The organism is Roseixanthobacter liquoris (genome assembly GCF_043195135.2).
In the GTDB taxonomy this organism is placed as follows: Bacteria; Pseudomonadota; Alphaproteobacteria; order Rhizobiales; family Xanthobacteraceae; genus NCEH01.
This window is the reverse complement of record NZ_CM195537.1, coordinates 3,586,963-3,612,586: the sequence shown is the minus strand read 5'-3', so window position 1 is coordinate 3,612,586 and position 25,624 is coordinate 3,586,963. Positions and strand designations below refer to the sequence as shown.

22 protein-coding genes are annotated in these 25,624 nt (G+C 67.9%); 13 read left to right on the top strand and 9 right to left on the bottom strand.

Features of this window, described 5'->3' with window-relative positions:
* Positions 1-8: 8 nt before the first annotated feature.
* From nifA to V5F84_RS16300, 3 genes are all read right to left on the bottom strand, one after another.
* Positions 9-1,754 carry a nif-specific transcriptional activator NifA gene (gene nifA / locus V5F84_RS16310; protein ID WP_394046701.1) on the bottom strand — a complete coding sequence of 582 codons (1,746 nt, stop codon included), beginning with the start codon at positions 1,752-1,754 and terminating at the stop codon, positions 9-11.
* Positions 1,755-2,005: 251 nt separating this feature from the next.
* Positions 2,006-2,551 carry an alkylhydroperoxidase, AhpD family gene (gene ahpD, locus V5F84_RS16305; RefSeq protein ID WP_394046703.1) on the bottom strand — a complete coding sequence of 182 codons (546 nt, stop codon included), beginning with the start codon at positions 2,549-2,551 and terminating at the stop codon, positions 2,006-2,008.
* Positions 2,552-2,555: 4 nt separating this feature from the next.
* A complete protein-coding gene (locus tag V5F84_RS16300) occupies positions 2,556-3,110 on the bottom strand; it encodes a peroxiredoxin (RefSeq protein WP_394046705.1) in 555 nt (184 codons plus the stop codon).
* 363 nt (positions 3,111-3,473) lie between these two features.
* On the opposite strand from V5F84_RS16300, the gene V5F84_RS16295 reads away from it, so the two are divergent.
* The 4 genes from V5F84_RS16295 (at position 3,474) to cysE (ending at position 7,593) form a co-directional block, all read left to right on the top strand.
* Positions 3,474-4,331: a hypothetical protein gene (locus tag V5F84_RS16295; protein WP_394046707.1), complete on the top strand. Its 858-nt coding sequence runs from the start codon at positions 3,474-3,476 to the stop codon at positions 4,329-4,331.
* A 50-nt stretch (positions 4,332-4,381) separates the two neighbouring features.
* Positions 4,382-5,218, top strand: coding sequence for a ModD protein (gene modD, locus V5F84_RS16290; RefSeq protein WP_394046709.1), 837 nt, complete (start codon positions 4,382-4,384; stop codon positions 5,216-5,218).
* 240 nt (positions 5,219-5,458) lie between these two features.
* The gene (gene nifV / locus V5F84_RS16285) at positions 5,459-6,709 is read left to right on the top strand and encodes a homocitrate synthase (RefSeq protein WP_394046711.1); all 1,251 of its coding nucleotides are present in this window, start codon (positions 5,459-5,461) and stop codon (positions 6,707-6,709) included.
* Between the two features lie 2 nt (positions 6,710-6,711).
* On the top strand, positions 6,712-7,593 hold the full coding sequence (gene cysE, locus V5F84_RS16280; protein WP_394046739.1) for a serine O-acetyltransferase: 882 nt from the start codon (positions 6,712-6,714) through the stop codon (positions 7,591-7,593).
* Between the two features lie 26 nt (positions 7,594-7,619).
* Here cysE and V5F84_RS16275 read toward each other — a convergent pair whose 3' ends face one another.
* A complete protein-coding gene (locus V5F84_RS16275) occupies positions 7,620-8,558 on the bottom strand; it encodes a LysR family transcriptional regulator (RefSeq protein WP_394046713.1) in 939 nt (312 codons plus the stop codon).
* A 227-nt stretch (positions 8,559-8,785) separates the two neighbouring features.
* Here V5F84_RS16275 and V5F84_RS16270 point away from each other — a divergent pair, with 227 nt between their 5' ends.
* Both V5F84_RS16270 and V5F84_RS16265 read left to right on the top strand, forming a co-directional pair.
* Positions 8,786-8,959, top strand: a complete 174-nt coding sequence (locus V5F84_RS16270) for a hypothetical protein (protein WP_394046715.1) — start codon at positions 8,786-8,788, stop codon at positions 8,957-8,959.
* A gap of 27 nt (positions 8,960-8,986) precedes the next feature.
* Positions 8,987-9,646, top strand: coding sequence for a DUF2865 domain-containing protein (locus tag V5F84_RS16265; protein ID WP_394046717.1), 660 nt, complete (start codon positions 8,987-8,989; stop codon positions 9,644-9,646).
* Positions 9,647-9,688: 42 nt separating this feature from the next.
* On the opposite strand, the gene V5F84_RS16260 is transcribed toward V5F84_RS16265, so the two are convergent.
* Together V5F84_RS16260 and V5F84_RS16255 are read right to left on the bottom strand one after the other, a co-directional pair.
* On the bottom strand, positions 9,689-10,942 hold the full coding sequence (locus V5F84_RS16260) for a coiled-coil domain-containing protein (RefSeq protein ID WP_394046719.1): 1,254 nt from the start codon (positions 10,940-10,942) through the stop codon (positions 9,689-9,691).
* Positions 10,943-11,025: 83 nt separating this feature from the next.
* Entirely contained in the window at positions 11,026-11,703 is a 678-nt protein-coding gene (locus V5F84_RS16255; RefSeq protein ID WP_394046721.1) for a DUF1134 domain-containing protein, read from the bottom strand.
* A gap of 293 nt (positions 11,704-11,996) precedes the next feature.
* Between V5F84_RS16255 and chpT the strand changes: the two genes are divergently transcribed.
* From chpT to V5F84_RS16240, 3 genes are all read left to right on the top strand, one after another.
* Positions 11,997-12,656 (top strand): histidine phosphotransferase ChpT, encoded by a 660-nt coding sequence (gene chpT, locus V5F84_RS16250; protein WP_394046723.1) that lies wholly within the window; start codon positions 11,997-11,999, stop codon positions 12,654-12,656.
* A gap of 206 nt (positions 12,657-12,862) precedes the next feature.
* Positions 12,863-13,870 (top strand): LLM class flavin-dependent oxidoreductase, encoded by a 1,008-nt coding sequence (locus V5F84_RS16245; protein ID WP_394046741.1) that lies wholly within the window; start codon positions 12,863-12,865, stop codon positions 13,868-13,870.
* 58 nt (positions 13,871-13,928) lie between these two features.
* Complete coding sequence (locus V5F84_RS16240; protein ID WP_394046725.1) at positions 13,929-14,630, top strand: sulfite oxidase-like oxidoreductase; 702 nt, start codon at positions 13,929-13,931, stop codon at positions 14,628-14,630.
* Positions 14,631-14,645: 15 nt separating this feature from the next.
* Here V5F84_RS16240 and V5F84_RS16235 read toward each other — a convergent pair whose 3' ends face one another.
* Entirely contained in the window at positions 14,646-15,281 is a 636-nt protein-coding gene (locus tag V5F84_RS16235; protein ID WP_394046727.1) for a MarC family protein, read from the bottom strand.
* 113 nt (positions 15,282-15,394) lie between these two features.
* On the opposite strand from V5F84_RS16235, the gene V5F84_RS16230 reads away from it, so the two are divergent.
* On the top strand, positions 15,395-15,943 hold the full coding sequence (locus tag V5F84_RS16230) for an NADPH-dependent FMN reductase (protein ID WP_394046729.1): 549 nt from the start codon (positions 15,395-15,397) through the stop codon (positions 15,941-15,943).
* Positions 15,944-15,955: 12 nt separating this feature from the next.
* Here V5F84_RS16230 and queD read toward each other — a convergent pair whose 3' ends face one another.
* Both queD and queE read right to left on the bottom strand, forming a co-directional pair.
* Positions 15,956-16,312, bottom strand: coding sequence for a 6-carboxytetrahydropterin synthase QueD (queD, locus tag V5F84_RS16225; protein ID WP_394046731.1), 357 nt, complete (start codon positions 16,310-16,312; stop codon positions 15,956-15,958).
* Between the two features lie 21 nt (positions 16,313-16,333).
* Complete coding sequence (gene queE / locus V5F84_RS16220; protein ID WP_394046733.1) at positions 16,334-16,969, bottom strand: 7-carboxy-7-deazaguanine synthase; 636 nt, start codon at positions 16,967-16,969, stop codon at positions 16,334-16,336.
* Positions 16,970-17,246: 277 nt separating this feature from the next.
* On the opposite strand from queE, the gene V5F84_RS16215 reads away from it, so the two are divergent.
* From V5F84_RS16215 to V5F84_RS16205, 3 genes are all read left to right on the top strand, one after another.
* A complete protein-coding gene (locus V5F84_RS16215; protein WP_394046735.1) occupies positions 17,247-18,194 on the top strand; it encodes a ring-cleaving dioxygenase in 948 nt (315 codons plus the stop codon).
* A 159-nt stretch (positions 18,195-18,353) separates the two neighbouring features.
* A complete protein-coding gene (gene mutL / locus V5F84_RS16210; protein ID WP_394046737.1) occupies positions 18,354-20,252 on the top strand; it encodes a DNA mismatch repair endonuclease MutL in 1,899 nt (632 codons plus the stop codon).
* 1,522 nt (positions 20,253-21,774) lie between these two features.
* Positions 21,775-25,530, top strand: coding sequence for a vitamin B12-dependent ribonucleotide reductase (locus V5F84_RS16205; protein ID WP_394044786.1), 3,756 nt, complete (start codon positions 21,775-21,777; stop codon positions 25,528-25,530).
* Positions 25,531-25,624 lie beyond the last annotated feature (94 nt).

Genomic DNA, 25,624 nt, shown 5'->3' with positions numbered 1-25,624 from the left:
CGCAGCCATCAGAACCGCTTGATGTCGATGCCGTGCTTGCGCAGGGCATAGCCGATCTGGCGCGGAGTGAGGTTGAGGATGCGGGCGGCCTTCGCCTGCACCCAGCCGGAGCGCTCCATGGCCTGGAGCAATTGCTCCTTTTCGCTCTGCCGCTGCGGCACGGCGGGACACGCCTCGGTGCCCGGACAGGTGGCGGCCGGTGGCGCCGCCGATGGCGCCTCTTGCGGATTGAGCGGGGCCGGCTGCAAGGGTGTCAGTGCCTGCGTCGGCGGGATGGGGAGCGGCCGGGGCGCGCTGCCTTTCCACAGCATGGCGGACAGGCATTGGCCGGTGTCGCAGGCGAAGTCGTGGGGCGTGATCACATCGTCATGGGCGAGGGTGGCCGTGCGCCGCACGCAATTTTCCAGCTCGCGCACGTTTCCGGGAAAATAGCAGCGCCGCAGAACCTCGAGGGCCGGGGCGGACAGGCTGAGGCCCTGCTTGTTTTCCTTGTTGAAGCGATCGAGGAAATTCTTCGCCAGCTTGGGGATGTCGCCCGGCCGCTCGCGCAAGGGCGGCAGGAGCAGCGGCACCACATGGATGCGGTAATAGAGATCGGCCCGGAACTCGCCCTTGGAGACGGCCTCCTCCAAATTCTTGTTGGTGGCGCACACGAGGCGCACATCCACCTTCAAGGTCTTGTTGCCGCCGACCCGCTCGAACTCCCCTTCCTGGAGCACGCGCAGAAGCTTGGCCTGGAAGGCGGGGGAAATCTCGCCGATCTCGTCCAGGAACAGCGTGCCTCCATGGGCCATTTCGAAGCGTCCCTGGCGCATGTTGAGGGCGCCGGTGAAGGCACCTTTCTCATGGCCGAACAGCTCGGATTCCAGCACCGTCTCCGGCAGGGCCGCACAGTTCACCTTCACGAACGGCTTCGCCTTGCGGGGCGACAGCTCGTGGATGGCGCGGGCGAACAATTCCTTGCCGGTGCCGCTTTCGCCGCGCAGCAAGACCGTGGAATTGGAGCGCGCCACCACCTGGGCGGTCGCGATCAGGCGCTTCACCAGCGGACTGTCGCCGACGATCCCCATGGGGCCGGCGTCGGCGATGCCGGTGTCGGACAGATCGTCCGCTTGCGGCTTTTCTTCCTTCAGCGCCTTTTCGAGGCGATGGGTCTGGGCGATCAGGCGGTCGCGGTCGCCGGCCACCAGGGTATGCAGGCGCACCGCCTGCCCGACGAGATTGGCGACCATGGTGAGAAAACGCACGTCTTCATCGAAACGGAAGCGCGCGGAACCGTCCCAGACACGATCGATGGAGAGCGTGCCCATCACCTGCGTATCGGCCTTGATGGGGACGCCGATGAAGGAAACCGTGGTGTTGTCCGACGGCGCGAAGAGATCCTCGTGTCCGGCGAACATGGGATCGGCGGAGACGTCCTGCACCACGAGCGGGGTCTGGGTCGCGACGATCTGGTCGATGGCCTTCTGCGGCACGCGCGCCCGGATCTGGCTTGCGATCTGCGGCATCCAGCCGGTGGTCGCCACCATGTCCGGCTCGCCGGCGGAATCGAGGATGACGATCATGCCGTGCCGCATCTGCAACATCGAGGACAGTACGTTCACGACATTGGCGAGCGTCACTTCCATCCGGCGCGGCGCAGTGAGGATCTTCGAGATTTCGTAGATGCCGATCAGCGCGACTTCCGGCGACGTGCCCCGGCTCGGATGCGCGTGCGGCACCCCGGGCGCGATGCCGGAGCTTGGTTTCGACATGGCTAGCAAGGCTTCCCCGTTGGCGTTGCTGGACGCTCGAGGCACACGAATCTGAAAGACGTCGGACATGGACGTACTCCCCGCCGCAAGCGGCTCGCGAGAGGTTCGCCCTCCTGTCGGTGCTTCCCTGCGCCACGATCTTTTTGACGTGGCTGCAATTTTTTATAGAACTTCCAGGAAACACCCGAGGGCGGTCGCAAGCTTTGATCTAGATCAAGAAAGTGGACCCGCTCAACGCGAGTAAACCGAAGTCATTCCGCAGCCGCGGGCAAGGCCGCCGCTGCCGCTTCCTGGGCCACCGCCGCCGAAGCGACGATGGCGGCGATCCGCACCGCGGTCTGGATCTGCGCCTCGCTGACGCCCGCGTCGCGCAGAACCTTTTCATGGGAATCGATGCACCGCCCGCACCCGTTCATGGCCGATACGGCGAGCGACCAGAGCTCGAAATCCGCCTTGTCCACACCGGGGCTGCCAATCACGCTCATGCGCAGTTTCGCCGGCAGGGTTTCGTAGGCCTTGTTGGAGGCCAGATGCGTGAAGCGATAGTAAACGTTGTTCATCGCCATGATGGAGGCGGCCGCCTTGGCGGCGTTCATCGCGCCGGGGGTGAGATGGGGCGCGGCTTCCGCCTCCAGCGCCTGGGCCACCGTCGCGTTGCGCGTGGTGAGGCCGCAGGCGACCAGCAGCCCGTAGAGCTGCTGGGGCGAAATGGAATCCTCGCGCGTCAGCGAGGACAGGTTGAGCTTCACGTCCTTCGCGAAGTCGGGAAGCTGGGCTTTGAGCGCCTCGATGCTCATGGGATCACGCAACCTTCAGCACGTCGCCGCCGACCTCGCGATTGCAGGGGCACAATTCGTCCGTCTGGAGCGCGTCGAGCACCCGCAGGGTGTCCTTGGGATTGCGGCCCACGTTGAGGTTGGTCGCATAGACGTGCTGGATCACGTTGTCCGGGTCCACGACGAAGGTGTAGCGAAAAGCCACGCCATCCGACGAACGCACCCCGAGCCCGTCCACCAGCGAGCCGTTGGTATCGGCGAACGACCAGATCGGGAGGCGGTTCAGATCCTTATGGTCGCGCCGCCAGGCCAGCTTCACGAACTCATTGTCCGTCGAACCGCCGAGCACGACCGCGTCCCGGTCCGCGAAATCGCCGGAGAGGCGGGCGAATTCCGCGATCTCGGTCGGGCAGACGAAGGTGAAATCCTTCGGATAGAAGAAAATGATCTTCCATTTTCCGGGAAAGCTCGCCTCGGTGAGGGGCTCGAATGCGGACTGGCCGTTTTCCTCGTGGAAATTGAAGCCGGGCTTCACGCCGGTGACCGAGAAGGCGGGAAGGGTGTTGCCGATACCGAGCATGTCAGTCTCCAGATCGCCGAAGGGGCGCGTGCAATGACGTATGGAGAGATTCTAGCAAGCCATGTGCCACCGGTGTTGCAGTGCGAAATGCTTCTGATTCCAATGAGCCGGTTTGCGACAGCCATGGCCTGTCGGCTTTGCGACACGACATTCAGCCCGTGCCATGTCGGCGTGTGTCGCAAAACCCACCGATCGTCCGCCTGCTGACGACCGGCCGCTCCAAACCCTTTGCAAATGCAGCAGCAGAGGGTTTGGCACGCCGATAGAAAACGGACGCGGTCACCGTGTCGCCGGTCCGGAAGCCCGACTTGGCACGAATGTCGCTACACGCGGTGGGACACGTCCTCGTAGGGCAATGACAAGATGCGCAGCGAAACCGAATTCACCCCGTCCGGGCGTGCGCCAGTGGCCGTGGTGCTCGGCACCAATGATGTCGCCTCGGCGGTGGCGCATCGGATGTTCCACGCCGGATACGGGGTCGTGCTGTCGCGCGACCCGTCCCAGCCGGTCCTGCGCCGCAGCATGGCCTTCGACGATGCGTTGGTGACGGGATTTTCGGAGCTGGACGGCCTGCCGGCCCGGCCGGCCGACACCCTGGTTGAAGTGTTGCGTGGCTTCACCGAGCGTCACGGGGTCATGGTGACGTCCCTGGAGATGGGCGAATTGCTGTGCCTCGGCTTGATCGACGTGCTGGTGGATGCGCGCATGCGCATGCGTACGCTGAAGGTGGATATCCGGCCCTTCGCCCGGGTCAGCGTCGGCCTTGGGCCCGGCTTCACGGCCGGCCGGCATGTGGACGTGGCGGTGGAGACGGCGCCGGAGGCGATCGGCATCCTGCGCGATGGGTCCACGCTGGCCCCCCATGGACGTTCCACGCCGCTGGCGGGTGCGGGCCGCGAGCGTTTCGCCCGGGCGCCCGCCGCGGGCATCTGGGTGACGAAGGCCGCGATCGGCGACCGCGTCCGGCGCGACGAGGTGATCGGCACCTGCGACCGGGTTCCGGTCACGGCGCCCCTCGCCGGGCATCTGCGCGGCCTCGTGCGCAGCGGCGTGACGGTGCCCGCCGACCTGAAGCTGGCGGAAGTTGACCCGCGCCTGACCGGCGAGCCAAGCTGGCTGGGGATCGCCGAGCGGCCGCGCCGGATCGCGGAAGCGACCCTCGATGCGATCCACACGCTCGAAAGCATGGGGGCCGGCGCGGTCGGCGGCATCGCCCATTGAGCTTATCCGTCGCTCTCCCGCGGGCGGGCGGCCCCGGGAAGGATTTCGACATGGATCTCGGCTGGTTGCCCGAGCGGCTCGACGCGCTGCTGGCGGAAGACGTCCCTCACGGAGACCTGACGACGCATCTCCTCGGCATCGGCGGCGCGGACGCCCGCATGCAGTTCCAGATGCGGGCGACAGCTGTTGTGTGCGGCATCGAGACGGCGGCGGCATTGATCGTCCGTGCCGGCGCGCGGGCCGAAGTCGTGGCGCCCACCGCCTCGCGCGTGGAGGCGGGCACCGTGCTGCTGCGCGCCCACGGGAGCGCCGGCGCCCTCCACCGGGCCTGGAAGGTCTCGCAGACCCTGGTTGAATATCTGTCGGGCATTGCCACCGCCACCGCCGCCATTGTCGATGCGGCGCGCGCGGTCTCGCCCGCGATTTCCATCGTGACGACCCGAAAGACATTTCCCGGCGCGAAGGCGCCGATGATCGCCGCGATCCGCGCCGGCGGGGCCGAGCCGCATCGGCTGGGCCTGTCGGAAACGCTGCTGGTATTTCCCGAGCACCGCGTGTTCCTCGGCGATCCCGCGTCGGCGATCGCTCGCCTGCGACAGGCCGCTCCGGAAAAGAAGGTGGTGGTCGAAGTCGCCTCCATGGAGGAGGCCGCTACCCTCGCCCCGCTCGCCGATGTTCTTCAGTGCGAGAAGATGACGCCGCAGGACATCGCCAGTGTGGTGCGGATGGTGGACGCCTGCGGCCTGCGCACGCTGGTGGCGGCGGCCGGCGGCGTGAATGTCGCGAATGCCGCCGCCTATGCGCGGGCGGGCGCCCATATCCTGGTGACCTCCGCCCCCTATTGGGCGGCGCCGGCGGATGTGAAGGTCGTCCTTTCGCCGGCCTGAACCGGTGTGTGTCGCAGACCCGCCCCTGCGCGGAAGCGACGATTGCGGCGCATCATGTCGCAGAGGCGCGACAGCGTCTGTCGCGAACCCGCCGAATGCGTCGTCCCCCCGACGAGGGTGCCGGGCACCGCGCTCTAAAAGTGCCGAAGAAGAGTGCAAATTCAGGTGCTTAATTCAGTGGCACATGGTTTGCTTGGGTTGTGGTGACAGTCTCAATCCACTGGATAGCCGAGACACACCATGCTCGCTAAGACATCCATATCCGCCAAGACCACCGAGGGCCGGCCCGCCGTCACAAACGGTTCCGGCGAAAGGGAAGGCGTGCGCTTCCGCGACGTGTTCCTCAATGACACCACCCTGAGGGACGGGGAACAGGCCCCCGGCGTCGCTTTCACCCGGCGCGAGAAGATCGAAATCGCCGAGGCGCTTGCCGCGGCCGGCGTGCCGGAGATCGAAGCCGGCACGCCGGCGATGGGCGACGAGGAAATCGAGACCCTGCGCTCCATCGTGTCGTTGAAGCTGCCGACCCGCGTCATGGCCTGGTGCCGCATGAACGAAGACGACCTGATGGCGGCGGTCGCCTCCGGGGTCGGCATCGTCAATCTCTCCGTTCCCACCTCGGATCGGCAATTGGCGGGCAAGCTGGGCAAGGACCGCGCCTGGGCGCTGGAGACGGTGACCCGCATCGTTTCGCTCGCGCGCACGCTGGGGTTCGAAGTGGCGGTGGGCGGCGAAGATGCCTCGCGGGCGGATCCGGATTTCCTCTGCCGCCTGGCGGAGACGGCCCGCGCGGCCGGCGCATTCCGCCTGCGCCTCGCCGATACGCTCGGGGTGCTCGATCCCTTCTCCACCTATGCGCTGGTGCGCCGGGTGGCGGCGGCGAGCGACCTGGAACTGGAGTTCCACGCCCATGACGACCTCGGCCTCGCCACGGCCAACACGCTCGCGGCCGTGATGGGCGGTGCCCGCCATGCCAGCGTCACGGTGGCCGGGCTCGGCGAGCGCGCCGGCAATGCGGCGCTGGAAGAAGTCGCCATCGCCCTGCGCCAGACGGCCCGCGCCGAGACCGGCATCACGCCCGCCGCCCTCGGCCCGCTGGCGGAACAGGTGTCGCTGGCCGCCCGCCGGCCGGTGCCGCGCGGCAAAGCGATCGTCGGTGCCGATGTCTTCACCCATGAGTCCGGCATCCATGTTTCGGGCCTCTTGAAGGATCGCGCCACCTATGAGGCGCTGAACCCGGAATTGTTCGGACGCGGCCATCGGGTGGTGCTCGGCAAGCATTCGGGCCTTGCCGCGGTGGAGAAGGCGCTCGCGGACGAAGGCATCGTGGTGGATGTGGCGCGGGGCCGGGCGATCCTGGAGCGGGTGCGGGCCTTCGCCGTGCGCACCAAGGCCACCGTGCCGTCGGAAATGCTGCTGCGGTTCTATGAGGAAACATTCACGGAAGCGGCCCTTCGGCTGCGCCGGTCCACTGTCGGGAGCGCGACATGATCATGGGAACGAGCCGTCAGGAAGCCCCCGCCGCCGTCAACCGCACCGTGCCCGCGGTGCCGCGCGCGCCGGGCCTGTGGCGCCAGATCCGCGACGATATCGCCTGCGTGAAGTCGCGCGACCCGGCGGCGCGCGCCACCCTCGAAATCGTGCTGACCTATCCCGGCGTTCACGCCGTCATCTGGCATCGGTGCGCGCACCGGCTCTGGCAGGGCAGGGCGAAATTCCTGGCCCGCTTCCTGTCCTGGTTCGGTCGCCTCGTCACCAATGTGGATATCCATCCCGGCGCGCGGATCGGCGCGCGGTTCTTCATCGATCACGGCGCGGGCGTGGTGATCGGCGAGACGGCGGAAGTGGGCAATGACGTCACGCTTTATCACGGGGTCACGCTCGGCGGCACCTCCTGGACCGCCGGCAAGCGGCATCCGACCCTGATGGACGGCGTTCTCGTGGGGGCGGGGGCCAAGATCCTCGGCCCGATCACGGTGGGGGTCGGTGCGCGCGTCGGAGCGAATTCGGTCGTGGTGGAAGACGTGCCGCCGGGCATGACCGTGGTGGGCATTCCCGGGCGGATCGTGAAGCCCCTGTCCGAGCGTCGGCGCCTGGGCGATGGGCGGATCGATCTCGAACATCATCTGATGCCGGACCCGGTGGGGGAGGCGGTGTCCGCACTGCTGGACCGGATCGAATTTTTGGAAATGCGGCTCAAGCATCACCAGGAGCAGGGACATCTGGCGGGCGCGCGCCCGGTGGCGCCCCAGGAGGCGTGCGCGCCCCCGGTCGCGACTCCCCTAGTCGCAACGCCCCTAGTCGCAACGCCCATAGTCGCGACGCCCGTCATCGCCGCGCGCCCGACGCGCACGCCGGACGCCGCGGTGCAATAGCGCGTCGCCGGTGGCAGTTCGTGGCGTCAGGGCTTGAGGGCGGCAAGCGCGGGATCGCGCTCCATCACCAGATTCTGTTCGAGCCGCGGAGCGATGCGTCGCGCTTCCGCCACCAGCGCCGCGGTGATCGGCGTGGTCGGCTCGCGGTGCGGCACCACCAGCCCGATGGAATGGGTGATGTCCGGCTCGACGATGGGGATCGAGCGGACGATCGAGGTCAGCCCCAGGGAATCCGCCAGCATCGCCGGCATGACGCTCGCCCAATGGCCGGTGCGGACATGGGTGAACAGCACGATCATGGAGTTCGATTCCAGCGACGGCTTCGGCGGGCCCCCGCTGACGCTCAGCATGCCGTCGATGATGCGCCGGTTCTGCATGTCGGGCGTCAGCAGGCACAGGGGCAGGTCCGCGATCTCGGCCCAGGTCACTTCCGCGCGGTCGCCATATTTTGCGTCCGGGGAAGTCACCAGACGATAGCGCTCGCGATACAGCGGCACGGTATTCACCCGGCCGAGCGGCTCATTGTCGAGATAGGTCAGGCCGGCGTCGATCTCCAGGTTTTCGAGATGGTTCAGGATCTCGATCGAGGTGCGCGAGATGATGGTGAAGCGCACGTCGGGATGGCGCGCGCGGAATGGCGTCGTGAGCGCCGCCACCATCGGCAAGGCCGTGGGGATGGCGGCGATACGCAGCGGGCCGGAGAGGCCGCGCTTCAGCGCGTCGATGTCCTGCCGCATGGCGCGCGAATCGGCGACGATGCGGCGCGCCCATTCCAGCGTGCGCTCCCCCTCCGGCGTGAAACCCATGAAGCGCGAGCCGCGCTGCACCAGGAGCACGCCGAGCGTGTCTTCCAATTGCTTGATGCCCGCCGACAAGGTTGGCTGCGTGACGCCGCAGGCTTCACCGGCGCGGCCGAAATGGCGCTCGCGCGCGAGGGCGATCAGATATTCGAGTTTGTCGATCATGTCGCCGTTTCAACGCATAAGCTGACCTAAGGTCCCGTTCCTTCGCCCGGAATGACGCGCGCTGCAAGCCACAAGCGCGTGGCGCCGAAGAAAGCGGGTTGGATCGCCGGTTCCGCGCCCGAGCGCCTTGCGACGGGAGCAATGGAACTGTGTGGTTAATAAGGCGTTCCCATGGCAGCCCTCCGAGATGAAACCGGGGGAAGGCGAGGCACCGACGGAGTTTTGCCATGTCCATGATCGCACGCGCCCTGGTCATCGTCTCCATGATGGTGACGCTGGTTTCCGCTTCCGCTTTTGTCGTCCTGCCCGAATTGGAAACCCCTGCGGCGCCCAAGCAGCGTTATTTCGGACCGAGCGCCTTTGCTTCCTTCCAAGCTCCCGCGCCCTTCCACATCGGCTGAGCGCGGCCTGATAGGGGAGGGGACGGGATGCGCACCGCGAAGACGCTCCAGGTGGCCGCCGTTGCGCTGACCGCCCTCGGCGCAGGGCCGGCGGCGGCGCAGAGTCCCGGCGACTTCTTCGCCGCTTTGTTCGGCGGCATCGTGCGCGCGGTGCCGATCGCTCCGCCGTCCATCACCGTCACGCCCAGCCCGCCGGACGTGCGCCGCAGCGAAGGCAGCGGCGTCGCCTTTTGCGTGCGGACGTGCGACGGGCGTTATTTTCCCATGTCCGGCGTCAGCGCCGGACAGGAGGAGGGGCGCTGCGCCGCGCTGTGCCCGGCAGCGAAGACCGCAGTGTTTCGCGGCGGGAGCATCGAGCATGCGACGGACCGCGGGGGCACCGCCTATTCGGATACGCCGAACGCCTTCGTCTACCGGACCAAGCTCACCGATGCGTGCACATGCACCGGCAATGGGCCGCTCGGCCTTGCCGCCGTTCCGATCGAGGAAGACACGTCCCTGCAGAAGGGCGATATCGTCATGCAGGCCGACGGGCCGCGCATTTTCGCGGGCTCCAAGGGCGGGGTGCCTTATTCGGCTGCCACTTTTGTGACGCCGGAGCGCTATCCCAAGATCACCAACGACCTGCGCCGCCGCATCCAGGATCTGATGGTGTCGCGCGAAGCCACGGGCAATTTCATTCGCTGACGACCCGCTGCCGGGAGCCGCAGGGCCGGCGGAAACGTCCGTTCAGCTTGCGCGCTTGCGCCGGCTGGGGCTGGCCGCATCCACCGGGGCGGCGTGATCCACCGATGCGGCAAAATCCCCCGATGCGGCAAGATCCACGGCCTCGGCAGGCGCCGCTTCCGCCGGGAGGGCGGGGGCGATGGTCGGCCCGCCGGCGATGCCGTTCGAGCCTGGCGCGGCCGCAAGGGTGACCACCTGCTCCGCGAGGCCTGCCAGCGTCTTGCGCAGCAGTTCGAGATCTTCCTCGCGTTCGAGATGCGCGTCGCGCTCGGCGCGGGCCTTGGCGAGCGCGGCTTCCATCATGGAATGGTCGGCGCGCAACATGTCGAGCGCCTGCGACAGGCGCGTCTGCTGGGCCTGGGCGGCGGCGAATTCGTTCGCGCGCTGTTGGGACAGCGCCTGGAGAACGCCACGACTGGCGTCCAGGTCGGCCGTGCTGGCGGCGAGGCGGGTGGTGAGGCTCTCGATGTCGGCGGCCTGCGCCGCAAGCGTCACGGCCCGTTCGGCGGCGAGGGTTTCGCTGGCGGCGAGGCGGCGGCTCGTGTCGGCGAGCGCCGTTTCCAGGCGGATGCGCTCTGCCTCGGCGCTGGCGGCGGCGGCCGAGGCGGCGGCGCGCTCGCGCGCGAGCGTGTTGCTCGTCTCCGCCAGGGTGGCGCGGACGGCGGCGAGATCGGTGGAGAGCTGCGTACGTTCGGCCTGAAGCGCGGCGATGTCGGCGATGCGCGCGGCGAGCGTTGTCTCGCTCGTGGCGAGGCGTGCGGCGAGGTCGTCGGCGCGGGCGGTGGTGGTCGCAAGCGTGGCACGGGTCTGCGACAGGTCCGCCGCCGTCCGTTCCAGCGTCGCGGAGGTCTCCGCAAGCTGCGCATTGCGCTCGATCAGCGCCGCCTGCTCGGCATTGAAGCGCGCATCCAGTTCGCCATGGGCCAGGGTCAGCGCCTCATGGGCGGCGGTTTTTGCGGCGAGCGCCTTGTCCAGCTCGACCAACTGAAGGCGCTGCTGCTCGATGGTGCGGGCGTGGGCGACCACGCTCTCGCGCACCGCATCCAGTTGCAGTTCCAGGCGCCGCTGGTTGAGGGCGAAGCCGGCGCGCTGCTGGTCCTTCTCCGCCTGGATCTCGAACATGGATATGGGCACGGCCGCTTCGATGCGGCGCGTGGTGAGGCGCACCGCCCGATGCCAAACGGCAGGCAGCACCATTAGAGCCACGAGGGTCGCCCCAAGGACGCCCAGCGCGAAATACATGATCTGCTCGATCACGCGGAACCTACGCTTTCAACTGCAACGCCCTGATACATACGACGCCGCAGCGTTTCGTGCCAGCGGGTGAGCGGCTTGCGCGATCAGAACGGGTTCCAGGTGGCCTGGGGCGTGAATTTCAGATAGCCCACATTCGCGCCGAGCCGCACCCCGACGCCGGAGCGGATGGGAACAACGACGATATTATCCGCGGTCAGGGCCGTCATCCCGAAGCCGGCGACAAAATAGGCGGAGCCGGAAATCCCGCCGAACCGGCGGAAAACATCGTCCACCGTGCGCAGGTTATAGACCAGGATCATGGTGCGGGCGCCGTCGCCGCCGAAATCCCAGCCGATCGAGGGCCCCTGCCAGAACACCTTCAGGTCGCCCGCGTTGCGGGTATAGAGCGTGCCCTCGCCGTAGCGCAGGCCGCCGACGAACGCGCCGCCGCCTTCCTGGCCGAGGATATAGCCGTTCGGCTGGCCCCATTGGCCGACCGCCTTCTCGATGGAAAGGGCGAGCCCGCGCGACACGCTGCCGAAGAAGGAATGGCCCTTGCTCACCAATTCGTTGGTGGAATAGGGGGCGGGCTGGGAATTCGGCTGGGCGTAGCGGTTCTGGGCGGCATATTGCTGCTGCGGTGCGGCGACCGGCTGGCCCTGGGCATATTGCGGAGCCGGCTGAGGCTGCTGGGCATATTGGGCGGCGGCGGTTCCCGCGAAGCCCGCGCACAGCGCGGACGCGGCGGCGAGGCGGAAAAGGGCGGATCGCAGTGCGGTCATGAAGGTCTCGCGCTGGGCTTTCAAGGATCGCCGCGAATCGGCAGCGTAGGATCGCCGATGACTGTGACGCAGAAAAGGCGCGAGGCAAGGCGTTCGGACCGGTGCTCGCGTCGGTTTCGCAGGCGCTGGGCCTGCGCCGGGCGCTGACATTGCAGGATTCTCCCCTTGTCCTAGTCCAAAGCCGGCTTGTGGCCGGCCGAGGTGCGGGGTATCAGACCGCACTCGCTCCCGCGGGCATTGCCGGCTTCGCCTTCGCGGTGGGATCGGCCGGTCTCGCCGTCTACGGATCCGCCATGTCCCTTTCCGACGCCCCCGTGCAGCTTGCGGTCTCCCCCCTCGATCTCGCGGCACTGCTGTGTTCGCGCGTGTGTCACGACGTGATCAGCCCGGTGGGCGCGATCGTCAACGGCCTGGAAGTGCTTGAGGACGAGGATGCGCCCGACATGCGCGAGGTCGCCCTCGACCTGATCGCGAAGAGCGCCCGCCAGGCCTCGGCGCGGCTGCAATTCACCCGCCTCGCCTTCGGTGCGGCGGGGTCCGCAGGCGCCACCATCGATCTCAGCGATGCCGACCAGGTGGTGCGCGGCATGATGGAGGATTCCCGGACCAAGATCGAATGGACCCTGCCGCGCGAGTTCCAGCCCAAGAACCGGGTGAAGCTCTTGCTCAATCTCGTGCTTTTGGCGGGCACCACGATTCCGCGCGGGGGCGTGATCAAGGTGGATGCGGCGCCGGGCGGGGTGGAGAAGGGCTTCGTCATTACCACCAATGGCGTCAGCGCGCGCATCCCGCAGACCGCGCCGGCCCTGATCGCCGGCGGCATTCCCGACGGCGGGCTCGATGCCCACGCGATTCAGCCCTATTACGCCGGACTTCTGGCCCGGGACTGCGGCATTTCGGTCGATTTCGCCATCGATGGCGAGACGGTGACGCTCAGCGCCCTGGGCGCGTGACCGGACAGCGGCCGATCCCGCCCGGCGGGTGCCGCATACCGTCGGCCGGGGCGGATCGGGACGCCGCCGCCCTTGTTTTTCCGCTCCGGGGTCCCAATCTCTCCTTGCGCCGGTGGGGGCGCATGTCTGCCGGCGAAGCTGAGATGCCGCGGGCGCAGCGCTGACGCCCGCACCCACGGAGCGCACAGTCCATGCCCCCTCTTGCCATGCCCCCGCTTTCCATTCTCGACCTCGCCCCCGTTCCCGACGGCGCCACGCCGGCCGATGCCCTGGCGCGTTCGCTGGATCTGGCCCGCCACGCGGAGGCCTGGGGCTACACCCGCTTCTGGCTGGCCGAGCACCATAATATGATCGGCATCGCCAGCGCGGCGACCTCGGTGGTGATCGGCCATGTGGCCGGCGGCACGAAGACCATCCGGGTCGGGGCGGGGGGCATCATGCTGCCCAATCACTCGCCGCTCGTCATCGCCGAGCAGTTCGGCACCCTCGCGACGCTGTTCCCCGGCCGGATCGACCTCGGGCTCGGGCGCGCGCCGGGCACCGACCAGCGCACCTTGCGGGCGCTGCATCGCGACCCTGCCGCATCCGACCGCTTCCCGCAGGATGTTCTGGAATTGCAGGCGCTTCTGGGGCCCGCGCGACCCGACCAGGTGATCCGCGCCGTGCCTGGGACCGGCACCAATGTGCCGCTCTGGATCCTCGGCTCCAGCCTGTTCGGGGCGCAGCTCGCCGGCATGCTCGGCCTGCCTTATGCCTTCGCCTCCCATTTCGCCCCCGACGCCTTGCTCCAGGCGCTGGAGGTTTACCGTGCGCGGTTCGAGCCCTCCGCGCAGCTTGATAAGCCCCATGCGATGGTTGGCGTGAATGTGATCGCCGCCGATACCGACGCGGAGGCGAAGCGCCTGTTCACGTCCGCCCAGCAGGCCTTCACCAATATGTTCCGGGGCACGCGCGGCCTGCTGCCCCGGCCGATCGACGACATCGAGACCTATTGGTCGCCGATGGAGAAGAGCCAGGCGTCGGGCATGCTGGCGTGCTCGGTGGTCGGCGGGCCCGCCACCGTGCGGGCGGGGCTGGAACGCCTGCTGGCGCAGACCGGCGCCGATGAATTCATGGTGGCGGCGGCCATCCACGACCATGGGGCGCGGCTGCGCAGCTATGAAATCCTGGCCGAAGTCGGCGCCATCGCCGCGCGCACGCCGGTCCTCGCTTGAGGCCGGGCCTGGGCTGTGGGAGGCTGGACGCAGCGCACGCGTTTGAATGGAGCGGGTCATGACCGAGGAGCCTTCGCCGTCCCTTTCCGATCCCGCTGCTCCGGGGGCCGCCGAGGCGGCGGAGACCAAGCTGACCCGCACCAAGCAGCGCTGGGCCAAGGAAGGACGCTTCCTGACCGGGCGCATCTCCCGCCCCGATGCGGATCGCCTGCCGCCCGGCCAGCATCTGGTGAAGGACTGGCCGGTGCTGGATCTCGGCACCCAGCCCTTCGTCTCGCCCATGTCCTGGCGGCTGGATGTGGACGGGCTGGTGGAACATCCGCTCTCCTGGGATTGGACCACCTTCCGCGCCCAGCCCCAGACCCATGAGGTCAGCGACATCCATTGCGTCACCACCTGGTCGCGCTACGACAATGGCTGGGATGGCGTTGCCACCCGCGATCTGCTCGCCATGGTTGAACCCATGCCACAGGCGCGGTTCGTGCTGCTCTACAGCTATGACGGCTACACCACCAACCTGCCGCTGGAGGATTTCGCCGCGCCCGAGGCGATCCTCGCCCACAGCTGGCAGGGCGAGGCCCTGACCCGCGAGCACGGCGGCCCCATGCGCCTGGTGGTGCCGCATCTCTATTTCTGGAAAAGCGCTAAATGGCTGAAGCGCATCGAGTTTCTCCCCGCCGACACGCTCGGCTTCTGGGAGGAGCGCGGCTATCACGAGCGCGGCGATCCTTGGGCCGAAGAGCGCTATTCGCAGGATTGAGCGCGCGGACCGTCCTCAGATCGGCGGCAGGTTCAACCATCGCGCGAGCGCGGTGAGCACGATGTCCACCGACAGGGCGGCCAGCACCAGGCCCATGATGCGGCGGATGAGGTTCGCGCCCGACCGGCCGATGAGCTTCAGCACATAATCCCCGAGAAAGAACAGCACCGCCATGAGGCCCATGAGCAGGGCCAGCACGGAGATCGTCACCGCCTGGTGCTCCAGCATGCCGCGGTTGTTGTCGGCGAGGATCACCACGGACAGGATGGCGCCCGGGCCGGCAATGATCGGGATCGCAAGGGGATAGACCGCGAGCGAGGCGATGGTCTTGTCGGCGTCCAATTCCAGGGTCGGGGCGGGATGGGGATCGGAAAAGATCATGCCGGTGGCGAAGATGAACAGGATGAGGCCGCCGGCGATCTGGAACGACAGCACCGACACATGCATGGCATCGAGCAGGGCGCGGCCCGCCAGGGCGAAGAAGACCAAAATCAGGAACGCAAAGAAGCAGCATAGAAGCGCCGTCTTGCGCCGCTGGACCGGCGGCATCTCCGCCGTCGTCGCAACGAACATGGATAGGTGGCTTACGGGTTCGAGCACGGCCCAGAGCGTTACGAACTGGGTCAGGAACAGGTCGTAATCTTCAAGCATGCCGCCACCCCATGTATGAATGTGCCGAACGTGCAATAATTCGCCGGACGGTGCCAGAGCTGTGTGGCGCCAGGTGCGGCGGCGGCGCTCGGAATAAACGAAAAGGAACGGCCATGAAATGGGTTGTCTGGGTCGGCAGCGTGCGCAAGGGGTCCTACAACGCGGCGGTTGCCCGCGCGCTTCAGTCCCTGGCGCCCGTGGGCGTCGAGGTGGAAATTCTACCTTCGGTTGTAATTCTGCCCATCTATGATGCGGACCTCCAGGCGGAAGGCTTTCCCGATGCCGTGACCGACCTCGGCGCGACGCTGAAGGCCGCCGACGGGCTCATCGTGGTGACGCCGGAATATAATTATTCCGTGCCCGGCGGCCTCAAGAATGCCATCGACTGGGTGTCCCGCTTGCCCTCCAAGCCCTTGAAGGAAAAGCCGGTTCTCATCCAGTCGGCGTCCATGGGGGTGTTCGGCGGGGCGCGGGCGCAATATCATCTGCGCCAGATCCTGGTGTTCCTCGACGCCTTCGTGATGAACGTGCCCGAGGTGATGGTGGGGCAGGCGCAGCACAAGGTGAGCGAGCAGGGCGAGCTTTCGGATGCCGGCACCCGCGAGTTCATCGCCGGCCAGCTCAAGGCGTTCGAGGCCTATGTCCGGCGCGTGGCGCCCTGACCGCCGGGGCGCTCAGGCGCCCTGGTATTCCGCCCAAGACATTGGCGTTTCGAACACTTTCACCGCGAACAGGGCGGGCAGGGCGGGCTTGGCGCGCTGCCAGATCCAGATCGCGATATGCTCGGCGGTGGGGTTTTCCAGCCCCTCGATCTCGTTCAGGCAATAATGGTCCAACCGCTTGAGAAGCGGGGCAAAAGCGGCTTCCACGTCGAAGAAGTCGACGACGAAGCCGCTCACCGGATCCACCGGCCCGTCGAGCACCAGTTCCACCCGGTAGGAATGGCCGTGCATGCGGAAGCAGCGGTGCGTCTGCGGCACGTTGGGCAGGCGGTGGGCGGCTTCGAAGGTGAAGGCCTGGGTGATCTTCATGGGCGCATGCTCGGTAAAAACCTAAGGGATTCCAACCATCTTGTGGGTCTGGACGCTGAGGCGCCAGCGCGGATGGTCAAGGCAATAGGCGACCGCAGCGGCGGTATTCTCCACCCGGCGCGGACCATCCATGGGTTGCAGGAAGAAATGGGCGAAATCCAGTCCGGCCAAGGCGTCCGGCGCAATTCCGGGTTGCGGATAGACCAGCTTCAGTTCCTGCCCCCGCCGCAGCACCAGATCGGCGCCGGCCTTCGGGCTGACGCAGATCCAGTCGATGCCGTCCGGCGGCGCCAGGGTGCCATTGGTCTCGATGGCGATCTCAAAGCCGCGCGCATGGGTCGCCGCAACCAGAGTGGAATCGAGCTGCAGCAAGGGTTCTCCGCCGGTGAAGACGACATAGCGGCGCTCATATCCGCCGTCGCCCCACACCCGCGCCAGCGCCTCCGCCAGCGCCTCCGCATCGGTGAACCGGCCGCCGCCCTCGCCATCCAGGCCCACGAAGTCGGTGTCGCAGAAGCGACAGGTGGCGGTATCTCGATCCTGCTCCCGGCCCGACCACAGGTTGCAGCCGGAAAAGCGGCAGAACACCGCCGCCCGCCCCGCCTGGGCGCCCTCGCCCTGGAGGGTCTTGAACATTTCCTTCACCGCATAGGCCATGGCGCGCCTCTTAGCCCATTTTGCCGCGAAAGGGCAGATGGGCGCGGCGCGCCGACGAACGCCCGGTTTGAAGCGCTCTTCCGCGCTTCACCGTGCCTTTTCGCACGGCATTCGGGAAAGTTCCGCCGATTTCTGAATGCGCCCGTGCAAACTTCCTTTGCGAAGGCGCGGCTCGCACCGCCCGGGCCGCCCCCTTAAGTAAAGCGCCATGGACCCGGCCGACAGCGCCGGATCAAAGACCCCAAACGGGCGGCAGGCGCCGCCTCGGGAGACGGCTATGGAACTCACCGGCATCCACCACCTCACCGCCATCACGGCGGATGCTCCGTACAATCATGATTTCTACACCAAAACGCTGGGAATGCGGCTGGTGAAGAAGACCGTGAACCAGGACGACACCTCGGCCTATCACCTCTTCTATGCGGACGGCGAAGCCAATCCCGGCACCGACCTCACCTTCTTCGACTGGCCGGTGACGCCCGAGAAGCGCGGCACCAATGCGGTGGTCCGCACCGGCCTGCGGGTGCGGGACGAGGCCGCGCTTGAGTATTGGGCCGGGCGCCTCGCCGATGCCGGCGTCACCGCCGCGCCGATCGCCGAGCGGGACGGGCGCGCGACGCTCGACCTTCAGGATCGCGAGGGCCAGCGGCTCAGCCTCATCGTCGATGGCGGGCAGGGCCCCGGCGTTGCGTGGGACCGCAGCCCGGTGCCCGCCGCCCATCAGATCCGCGGCCTCGGCCCGATCACGCTCAGCGTGCCGGACCTTGCGCCCACCGACGCGGTGCTGACCGGCCTGATGGGCCTGCGCAAGGCGCGCAGCTTCGCCGGGCCGGACGGGGTGGAGACCGTCGTCTACGAAATGGGCGCCGGTGGCCCCGCGGCCGAAGTGCAGGTGCGCCTGGACAAAGGCATGGGCCGGGCGCGGCAGGGCGCGGGGGCGGTGCATCACGTGGCCTTCCGCGTGCCCACCTTCGCCGATTACGACGCCTGGGCGGCCCGGCTGCGGGAATTCGGCATGCCGTCCTCCGGCCCGGTGGACCGCTTCTATTTCCGCAGCCTCTATTTCCGCGAGCCCAACGGCATCCTGTTCGAACTCGCCACGGACGAACCCGGCTTCACCGCCGACGAGCCCTTGGCGACCCTCGGCGAAAAGCTCTCGCTGCCGCCCTTCCTGGAAGCCCGCCGGGCGCAGATCGAGGGCCGGCTGAAGCCGCTGGCGGCGTAAACACGCCTTTTAGGTTTTGAGAAGGGGCGCCGGGGTTCCTCCGGCGCCTTTTTCATTTTGCGGCCGTATCAGGGGATCACGGGGACGGCCGCCTCCGCGCCCTGCCAACCGGCGCCTCCCGCGCTATCATGTCCGGCCATCCCTGCGAGTCGTTTCCCCATGGCCATCCGCCGCCTGCCGCCCGTCCTGATCGACCGCATCGCCGCCGGCGAGGTGGTGGAGCGGCCGGCTGCGGCGGTGAAGGAGATCGTCGAGAATGCGCTCGATGCCGGCGCGCGCGCGATCGAGGTGGTGATCGACGGCGGCGGCCGCCGGCTTATCCGCGTCACCGACGACGGCGGCGGCATGGGGCCGGACGATCTCTCGCTCGCCATCGAGCGGCACGCCACCTCCAAGCTGCCGACGGAAGACCTGCTCGCCATCTCGACTCTCGGCTTTCGGGGCGAGGCGCTGCCCTCCATCGGCGCGGTGGCGCGGCTCGCCATCACCAGCCGGCCGGCGGGCGCGCCCCATGCCTACGAGATCCGCGTGGAAGGCGGCGTGGTCGCGCCGCCGCGCCCCGCGGCGCTCAATGGCGGCACGCGGGTGGAGGTGCGCGACCTGTTCTTCGCCACCCCGGCACGGCTGAAATTCCTGAAATCCGACCGGGCGGAAACCGCCGCCGCGCTCGATGTGGTGCGCCGGCTCGCGCTCGCCCGGCCGGAGGTGGCCTTCACGCTCGTCGCGGAGGAGCGCGGCCCGCTCACCTATCCCGCCCGCACGGCGGACGATGCCGGCCGGGCGCTGCGCATCGCCGATGTGCTGGGGGCGGAGGCGGGGCACAATGTGATTCCCGTGCGGGGCGAACGGGGCGGGGCGGTGCTGGAGGGGCTGGCGGGCCTGCCCACCTTCTCCAAGGCCAATTCGCTCTCCCAATATGTGTTCGTGAACGGCCGCCCGGTGCGCGACAAGCTGCTGATGGGCGCAATCCGTGGTGCCTATGCGGACCTGCTGCCGTCCGATCGCCACCCGCTGCTGGCCTTGTTCATCACGCTCGAGCCGCGCGAGGTGGATGTGAACGTCCATCCCGCCAAGACCGAGGTGCGGTTTCGCGACGGCGGCAACATCCGCGCGCTCATCGTGCGCACGCTCTCCGATGCGCTCGCTTTGCGGGCACCCCGCACCGCCGGCAGCATGGCCGACCGGCTGGTGGCCTTCGCTCGTCCGCAGGAGCAGGCGCTCGCCATGCCCTTGCGCAGTGGGGGCGGCGGGCTGGCCTCCGGGCCGGCCTGGACGCCGCGCTTCGTCGCGCCGCACCCCTCGCCCGCCGCACCCTATGATTGGCGCACGTCGCCGGCGCGGCCTTTGGGGGACGAGGGATTTTCCGAAAGCGGGGAGGGCGCCGGACCGCTCCCGGGCCTCCAGGGCCTGCTGGACGTGGGCGCGCCGACCGCCGATTCCCGCCCCGCCGCGACGCCGGTGGAGGGGGCGGATCTGGACAAGCCGCTCGGCGCCGCGCGGGCGCAATTGCACGAGACCTATATCGTCGCCCAGACCCGCGACGGCGTGATCCTGGTGGACCAGCACGCCGCCCACGAGCGCTTGGTCTATGAGAAGCTCAAGGTGGCGCTGGCCCGCGACGGGGTCGCCCGCCAGGGATTGCTGGTGCCGGTGGTGGTGGATCTGGAGCCGGCCGAGGCGGACCGGCTGATCGAGCGGGCGGGCGATCTTTCCGCCCTCGGCCTGGGGGTGGAGAGCTTCGGCCCCGGCGCCGTGCTGGTGCGCGAGGTGCCGGCCTTGCTGAAGGACGGCGATGTCACGCGCCTCGTGCGCGACCTCGCCGAGCATGCGGCGGAATGGGACGATGCCTTGCCGCTGGAACGCCGCCTGCTGCATGTGGCCGCCACCATGGCCTGCCACGGCTCGGTGCGCGCCGGGCGTCGCTTGAAGGTGGAGGAGATGAACGCTCTTCTCCGCGAGATGGAATCGACCCCTAATGCGGGGGAGTGCAATCACGGCCGGCCAACCTTCGTTGCCCTGTCGCTGAAGGACATGGAAAAATTGTTCGCCCGGCGGTGAGGATCCACCAGGGCGAGTAAGGTCCATACTCCCTCCCCCCTTGCGGGGGAGGGTCGGGGTGGGGGGTCACGTGCCGAAACCCCAGCGCGGGGCGGACGGAGCGATACCCCCCTCCCAGCCCTCCCCCGCAAGGGGGGAGAGTCACCCCTAATGCCGGGGAGGGCAATCGCGGCCGGCCGACCTTCGTTGCCCTGTCGTTGAAGGACATGGAAAAATTGTTCGCCCGGCGGTGAGGACCGACCAGGGCGAGTATGGTCCGTACTCCCTCCCCCCTTGGGGGGAGGGTCGGGGCGGGGGGGTCGGGCCGAAAACCCCAGCGCGGGGCGGGCGGAAAGACACCCCCCTCCCAGCCCTCCCCCGCAAGGGGGGAGGGTGAAACCCTTTGCGGGGAGGGCAATCGCGGCCGGCCGACCTTCGTTGCCCTGTCGCTGAAGGACATGGAAAAATTGTTCGCCCGGCGGTGAGGATCGACCAGGGCGAGTGGGGTCCATTCTCCCTCCCCCCTTGCGGGGGAGGGCCGGGGAGGGGGTCTCGGGCCGAAACCCCAGCGCGGGGCGGGCGGAAAGATACCCCCCTCCCAGCCCTCCCCCGCAAGGGGGGAGGGTGAAACCCTTTGCGGGGAGTGCAATCGCGGCCGGCCGACCTTCGTCGCCCTGTCGTTGAAGGACATGGAAAAATTGTTCGCCCGGCGGTGAGGACCGACCAGGGCGAGTGGGGTCCATACTCCCTCCCCCCTTGCGGGGGAGGGTCGGGGCGGGGGGGTCGGGCCGAAAACCCCAGGCGCTGGGCGGGCGGAAAGACACCCCCCTCCCAGCCCTCCCCCGCACGGGGGGAGGGTGAAACCCTTTGCGGGGAGGGCAATCGCGGCCGGCCGGCCTTCGTTGCCCTGTCGCTGAAGGACATGGAAAAATTGTTCGCCCGGCGGTGAGGATCGACCAGGACTAGTGGGGTCCATTCTCCCTCCCCCCTTGCGGGGGAGGGCCGGGGAGGGGGGCTCGGGCCGAAAACCCCAGCGCGGGGCGGGCGGAAAGACACCCCCCTCCCAGCCCTCCCCCGCAAGGGGGGAGGGTCACCCCCTTGCCGGGCAGGGAGGGCGAGTCGGGACGGCGCAAGCCCTTTCGGAGGGCGGCGGAAAAATGGCGGGAAAATGGTTCGCCGGCTGTGGATGACGTGCATAAGACGGCGCCCGCGCCGGGGCCGCTATCCACAGGGCGGGGGCGCCGGAAACTCCACACGCGCAAGGGCGTTAGGGCTTTATTAACAGGCTGCGGTCCACTATATTTAGTAGGCGAACGGCCTCGTTGGCCCCAAATCTGTGTTTGCGGAATCGGCAGACTCGCTTTAGCGTCAGTCACCTCAGCGGCGGACAAATCCTCTGGCTCCGGCCTCGGACCCGACCGGCGCGGATCCCCAATCACAGCAGTCCGGCCAGGGACGGCGCACGCCGCCGTACCCGCTTTGTTGCGTACCGGTTGCGCCCTTTGAGCTAATATGTGCCCCCCGGGGGCGAGGAGCTTCGGTCATGCGCGTTGAACGCCGCTACACCACGGATGGACAGTCTCCCTACGCGGCCATTCCGTTCCGCGAGACGGTGAGCGAGATCCGCAATCCGGACGGTTCGGTGGTCTTCCGCCAGGAAGGCATCGAAGTCCCGGCCCAATTCTCCCAGGTCGCGAGCGATATCCTCGCGCAGAAATATTTCCGCCGCGCCGGCGTCCCCGCGCGCCTCAAGAAGGTGGAGGAGAATGCCGTCCCCTCCTTCCTGTGGCGCTCGGTGGCGGACGAGGCGGCGCTCGCCGATCTGCCGAGGGAGCAGCGCACGGTGGGGGAAATCTCCGCCAAGCAGGTGTTCGACCGTCTCGCCGGCACCTGGACCTATTGGGGCTGGAAGGGCGGCTATTTCGACACCGAGGCCGACGCCCAGGCGTTCTTCGACGAGCACCGCTACATGCTCGCCATGCAGATGGTGGCGCCCAATTCCCCGCAATGGTTCAACACCGGGCTGCACTGGGCCTATGGCATCGACGGGCCGGGGCAGGGCCATTTCTATGTGGATCACGAGAGCGGGGAGCTGACCGCCTCAACTTCCGCCTATGAGCATCCCCAGCCGCACGCCTGCTTCATCCAGTCGGTGGCGGACGATCTGGTCGGCGACGGCGGCATCATGGATCTGTGGGTGCGCGAGGCGCGCCTGTTCAAGTACGGCTCCGGCACCGGCTCGAATTTCTCGTCCCTGCGCGGCGAGGGCGAGAAGCTCTCCGGCGGCGGGCGCTCGTCCGGCCTCATGAGCTTCCTGAAGATCGGCGATCGCGCCGCCGGCGCCATCAAGTCGGGCGGCACCACGCGCCGCGCCGCCAAGATGGTGGTGGTGGACGCCGACCATCCCGATATCGAAGCCTATGTGGACTGGAAGGTCGCGGAAGAGCAGAAGGTCGCCGCGCTCGTCACCGGCTCCAAGATCAATGCCAAGCACCTGAAAGCCGTGCTCAAGGCGTGCGTGAATTGCGACGGCAATGGCGATGATTGCTTCGACCCGGAGAAGAACCCGGCGCTGAAGCGCGAGATCAAGGCCGCCCGCAAGGCCTGCGTGGCCGACGCCGCGATCCGCCGCATCATCCAATATGCCCGCCAGGGCTATAAGGACCTGGATCTCGCCATCTACGACACCGATTGGGACGGGGAAGCCTATCTCACGGTGGCGGGGCAGAATTCCAACAATTCGGTGCGCGTCACCGACGACTTCCTGCGCGCGGTGGAAGCCGATGCCGACTGGAACCTGATCCGCCGCACCGACGGCAAGATCTCCAAGACCATCAAGGCCCGCGAATTGTGGGAGAAGATCGGCTCGGCGGCGTGGCATTGCGCCGATCCCGGCATCCAGTTCCACACCGCCGTGAACGATTGGCACACCTGCCCGGCGGGCGGCGAGATCCGCGCCTCCAATCCGTGCTCGGAATATATGTTCCTGGACGACACGGCCTGCAATCTGGCGTCCCTGAACCTGCTGCAGTTCCGTGCCCCCTCCCAACCCTCCCCCGCAGGCGGGGGAGGGCAGGGGTGGGGGTTCGACGTGGAGAGCTTCGAGCACGCGGTGCGGCTGTGGACCGTGGTGCTGGAAATCTCCGTGCTGATGGCGCAATTCCCCTCGCGCCGCATCGCCGAGCTGTCCTATGAATACCGCACGCTCGGCCTCGGCTACGCCAATATCGGCGGCCTGCTGATGAGCTCCGGCATTCCCTATGACTCGGCCGAGGGCCGCGCCATCTGCGGCGCCATCTCCTCGATCATGACCGGCATCTGCTATGCCACCTCGGCCGAGATGGCCGCCCAGCTGGGCACCTTCCCGGCCTATGACGCCAATGCCCAATCCATGCTGCGGGTGATCCGCAACCACCGCCGCGCCGCCTATGGCGAAGCCTCGGGCTATGAGGGGCTCTCGGTCGCCCCGGTGCCGCTCGACCATGGCTCGATCAAGGATGCCCGGCTCGCCGCGCACGCCAAGGGCGCGTGGGACAAGGCCCTCGCCGGCGGCGAGGCCAACGGCTATCGCAATGCCCAGGTCTCGGTGATCGCCCCCACCGGCACCATCGGCCTGGTGATGGATTGCGACACCACCGGCATCGAGCCCGACTTCGCTCTGGTGAAGTTCAAGAAGCTGGCCGGCGGCGGCTATTTCAAGATCATCAACCGCGCCGTGCCCGAGGCGCTGCGCGCGCTCGGCTACGGGGAGGCGCAGATCGCCGAGATCGAGGCCTATGCGGTGGGCCACGGCTCGCTGGCCCAGGCCCCGGCCATCAACCATTCCACCCTGCGCGCCAAGGGCTTCGACGACGCGGCCCTGGCCAAGGCGGAAGCCGCGGTGAAGACCGCGTTCGATATCAAGTTCGCGTTCAATCGCTGGACCTTCGGCGAGGACTTCCTAGTGAAGTCCCTCGGCGTCGCCCCGGCCCAGCTCGCCGATGCGAAGTTCGACCTCTTGGCCCATCTCGGCTTCTCCAAGGCCGATATCGACGTGGCGAACGTGCATATCTGCGGCGCCATGACGCTCGAAGGCGCGCCCTTCCTGAAGGCCGAGCACCTGCCGGTGTTCGACTGTGCCTCGCCGTGCGGGCGCATCGGCAAGCGGTTCTTGTCGGTGGAGAGCCACATCCGCATGATGGCGGCGGCGCAGCCCTTCATCTCGGGCGCCATCTCCAAGACCATCAACATGCCGAACGACGCGACGGTGGAGGATTGCAAGGACGCCTATCTGCTCTCCTGGCGCCTCGCGTTGAAGGCCAATGCGCTTTATCGCGACGGTTCCAAGCTCTCCCAGCCGCTCAATGCCCAGCTCGTGGCGGACGATGAGGACGAGGAGGATGCGGTGGAAGCGCTGGTCGCCCAGCCCGCCGCCGCCCGCACCGCCGCGGTCAGCGAGAAGATCGTCGAGCGGGTGATCGAGCGCATCGTCGAGCACCGGGTGCGCGAGCGCGAGAAGATGCCCGATCGCCGCAAGGGCTATACCCAGAAGGCGGTGGTCGGCGGCCACAAGCTCTATCTGCGCACCGGCGAATATGACGACGGCTCGCTCGGCGAGATCTTCATCGACATGCACAAGGAGGGCGCGGCCCTTCGCTCGCTGCTGAACAATTTCGCCATCGCGATTTCGCTCGGCCTGCAATATGGCGTGCCGCTGGAAGAATATGTGGACGCCTTCACCTTCACCCGCTTCGAGCCCGCCGGCCCGGTGCAGGGCAATGACACCATCAAATATGCCACCTCGATCCTGGACTATGTGTTCCGCGAGCTGGCGGTGTCCTATCTCGGCCGCAACGACCTCGGCCATGTGGAGCCCTCCGAAACCGGCTTCGACGCGCTCGGCAAGGGCGTGGACGAAGGCAAGGCGCCGGCCTCGGCCGCCGCGCGGGTGGTCTCCAAGGGCCTGGTGCGCGGCAAGAATGTGAGCCTGCTGGCGACCCCGCCGGCGGAGCCGCGCGCGGCGAGCGACAATGTCACCCTGCTGCGAGCCCGCACCGAGGGGGCGACCGCCCTCAAGGTCGAGCCCGAGCTTTCCCCGGCCCTGCGGCAGGACGCGCTTCCCGAGGCGGCGCCCAGCCTTGAGATTTCGGTCTCGACCTCGCTCAACTGGGGCGCGGCCCGCACCGCCGACCGCCGCGCCGAGGCCCGCGCCAAGGGCTATGAGGGCGAAGCCTGCCCCGAGTGCATGAACTTCACCATGGTGCGCAACGGCACCTGCCTGAAGTGCGATACCTGCGGCGGCACCACCGGCTGCAGCTGAGTATTCTAGCGCGTTGTGGCGCGTGGAAAACCGAAGGGTGGGCAGGAACGGCGCGCGAGGGCCGCTCCTGCCCACCGGATGCCCTGGGGGCGGA

Excerpts from the sequence above, each read along its gene's own strand:
- nifA (WP_394046701.1), bottom strand. The coding sequence starts at position 1,754 with ATGTCGAAACCAAGCTCCGGCATCGCGCCCGGGGTGCCGCACGCGCAT.
- ahpD (WP_394046703.1), bottom strand. The coding sequence starts at position 2,551 with ATGAGCATCGAGGCGCTCAAAGCCCAGCTTCCCGACTTCGCGAAGGAC.
- V5F84_RS16300 (WP_394046705.1), bottom strand. The coding sequence starts at position 3,110 with ATGCTCGGTATCGGCAACACCCTTCCCGCCTTCTCGGTCACCGGCGTG.
- V5F84_RS16295 (WP_394046707.1), top strand. The coding sequence starts at position 3,474 with ATGCGCAGCGAAACCGAATTCACCCCGTCCGGGCGTGCGCCAGTGGCC.
- modD (WP_394046709.1), top strand. The coding sequence starts at position 4,382 with ATGGATCTCGGCTGGTTGCCCGAGCGGCTCGACGCGCTGCTGGCGGAA.
- nifV (WP_394046711.1), top strand. The coding sequence starts at position 5,459 with ATGCTCGCTAAGACATCCATATCCGCCAAGACCACCGAGGGCCGGCCC.
- cysE (WP_394046739.1), top strand. The coding sequence starts at position 6,712 with ATGGGAACGAGCCGTCAGGAAGCCCCCGCCGCCGTCAACCGCACCGTG.
- V5F84_RS16275 (WP_394046713.1), bottom strand. The coding sequence starts at position 8,558 with ATGATCGACAAACTCGAATATCTGATCGCCCTCGCGCGCGAGCGCCAT.
- V5F84_RS16270 (WP_394046715.1), top strand. The coding sequence starts at position 8,786 with ATGTCCATGATCGCACGCGCCCTGGTCATCGTCTCCATGATGGTGACG.
- V5F84_RS16265 (WP_394046717.1), top strand. The coding sequence starts at position 8,987 with ATGCGCACCGCGAAGACGCTCCAGGTGGCCGCCGTTGCGCTGACCGCC.
- V5F84_RS16255 (WP_394046721.1), bottom strand. The coding sequence starts at position 11,703 with ATGACCGCACTGCGATCCGCCCTTTTCCGCCTCGCCGCCGCGTCCGCG.
- chpT (WP_394046723.1), top strand. The coding sequence starts at position 11,997 with ATGTCCCTTTCCGACGCCCCCGTGCAGCTTGCGGTCTCCCCCCTCGAT.
- V5F84_RS16245 (WP_394046741.1), top strand. The coding sequence starts at position 12,863 with ATGCCCCCGCTTTCCATTCTCGACCTCGCCCCCGTTCCCGACGGCGCC.
- V5F84_RS16240 (WP_394046725.1), top strand. The coding sequence starts at position 13,929 with ATGACCGAGGAGCCTTCGCCGTCCCTTTCCGATCCCGCTGCTCCGGGG.
- V5F84_RS16235 (WP_394046727.1), bottom strand. The coding sequence starts at position 15,281 with ATGCTTGAAGATTACGACCTGTTCCTGACCCAGTTCGTAACGCTCTGG.
- V5F84_RS16230 (WP_394046729.1), top strand. The coding sequence starts at position 15,395 with ATGAAATGGGTTGTCTGGGTCGGCAGCGTGCGCAAGGGGTCCTACAAC.
- queD (WP_394046731.1), bottom strand. The coding sequence starts at position 16,312 with ATGAAGATCACCCAGGCCTTCACCTTCGAAGCCGCCCACCGCCTGCCC.
- queE (WP_394046733.1), bottom strand. The coding sequence starts at position 16,969 with ATGGCCTATGCGGTGAAGGAAATGTTCAAGACCCTCCAGGGCGAGGGC.
- V5F84_RS16215 (WP_394046735.1), top strand. The coding sequence starts at position 17,247 with ATGGAACTCACCGGCATCCACCACCTCACCGCCATCACGGCGGATGCT.
- mutL (WP_394046737.1), top strand. The coding sequence starts at position 18,354 with ATGGCCATCCGCCGCCTGCCGCCCGTCCTGATCGACCGCATCGCCGCC.
- V5F84_RS16205 (WP_394044786.1), top strand. The coding sequence starts at position 21,775 with ATGCGCGTTGAACGCCGCTACACCACGGATGGACAGTCTCCCTACGCG.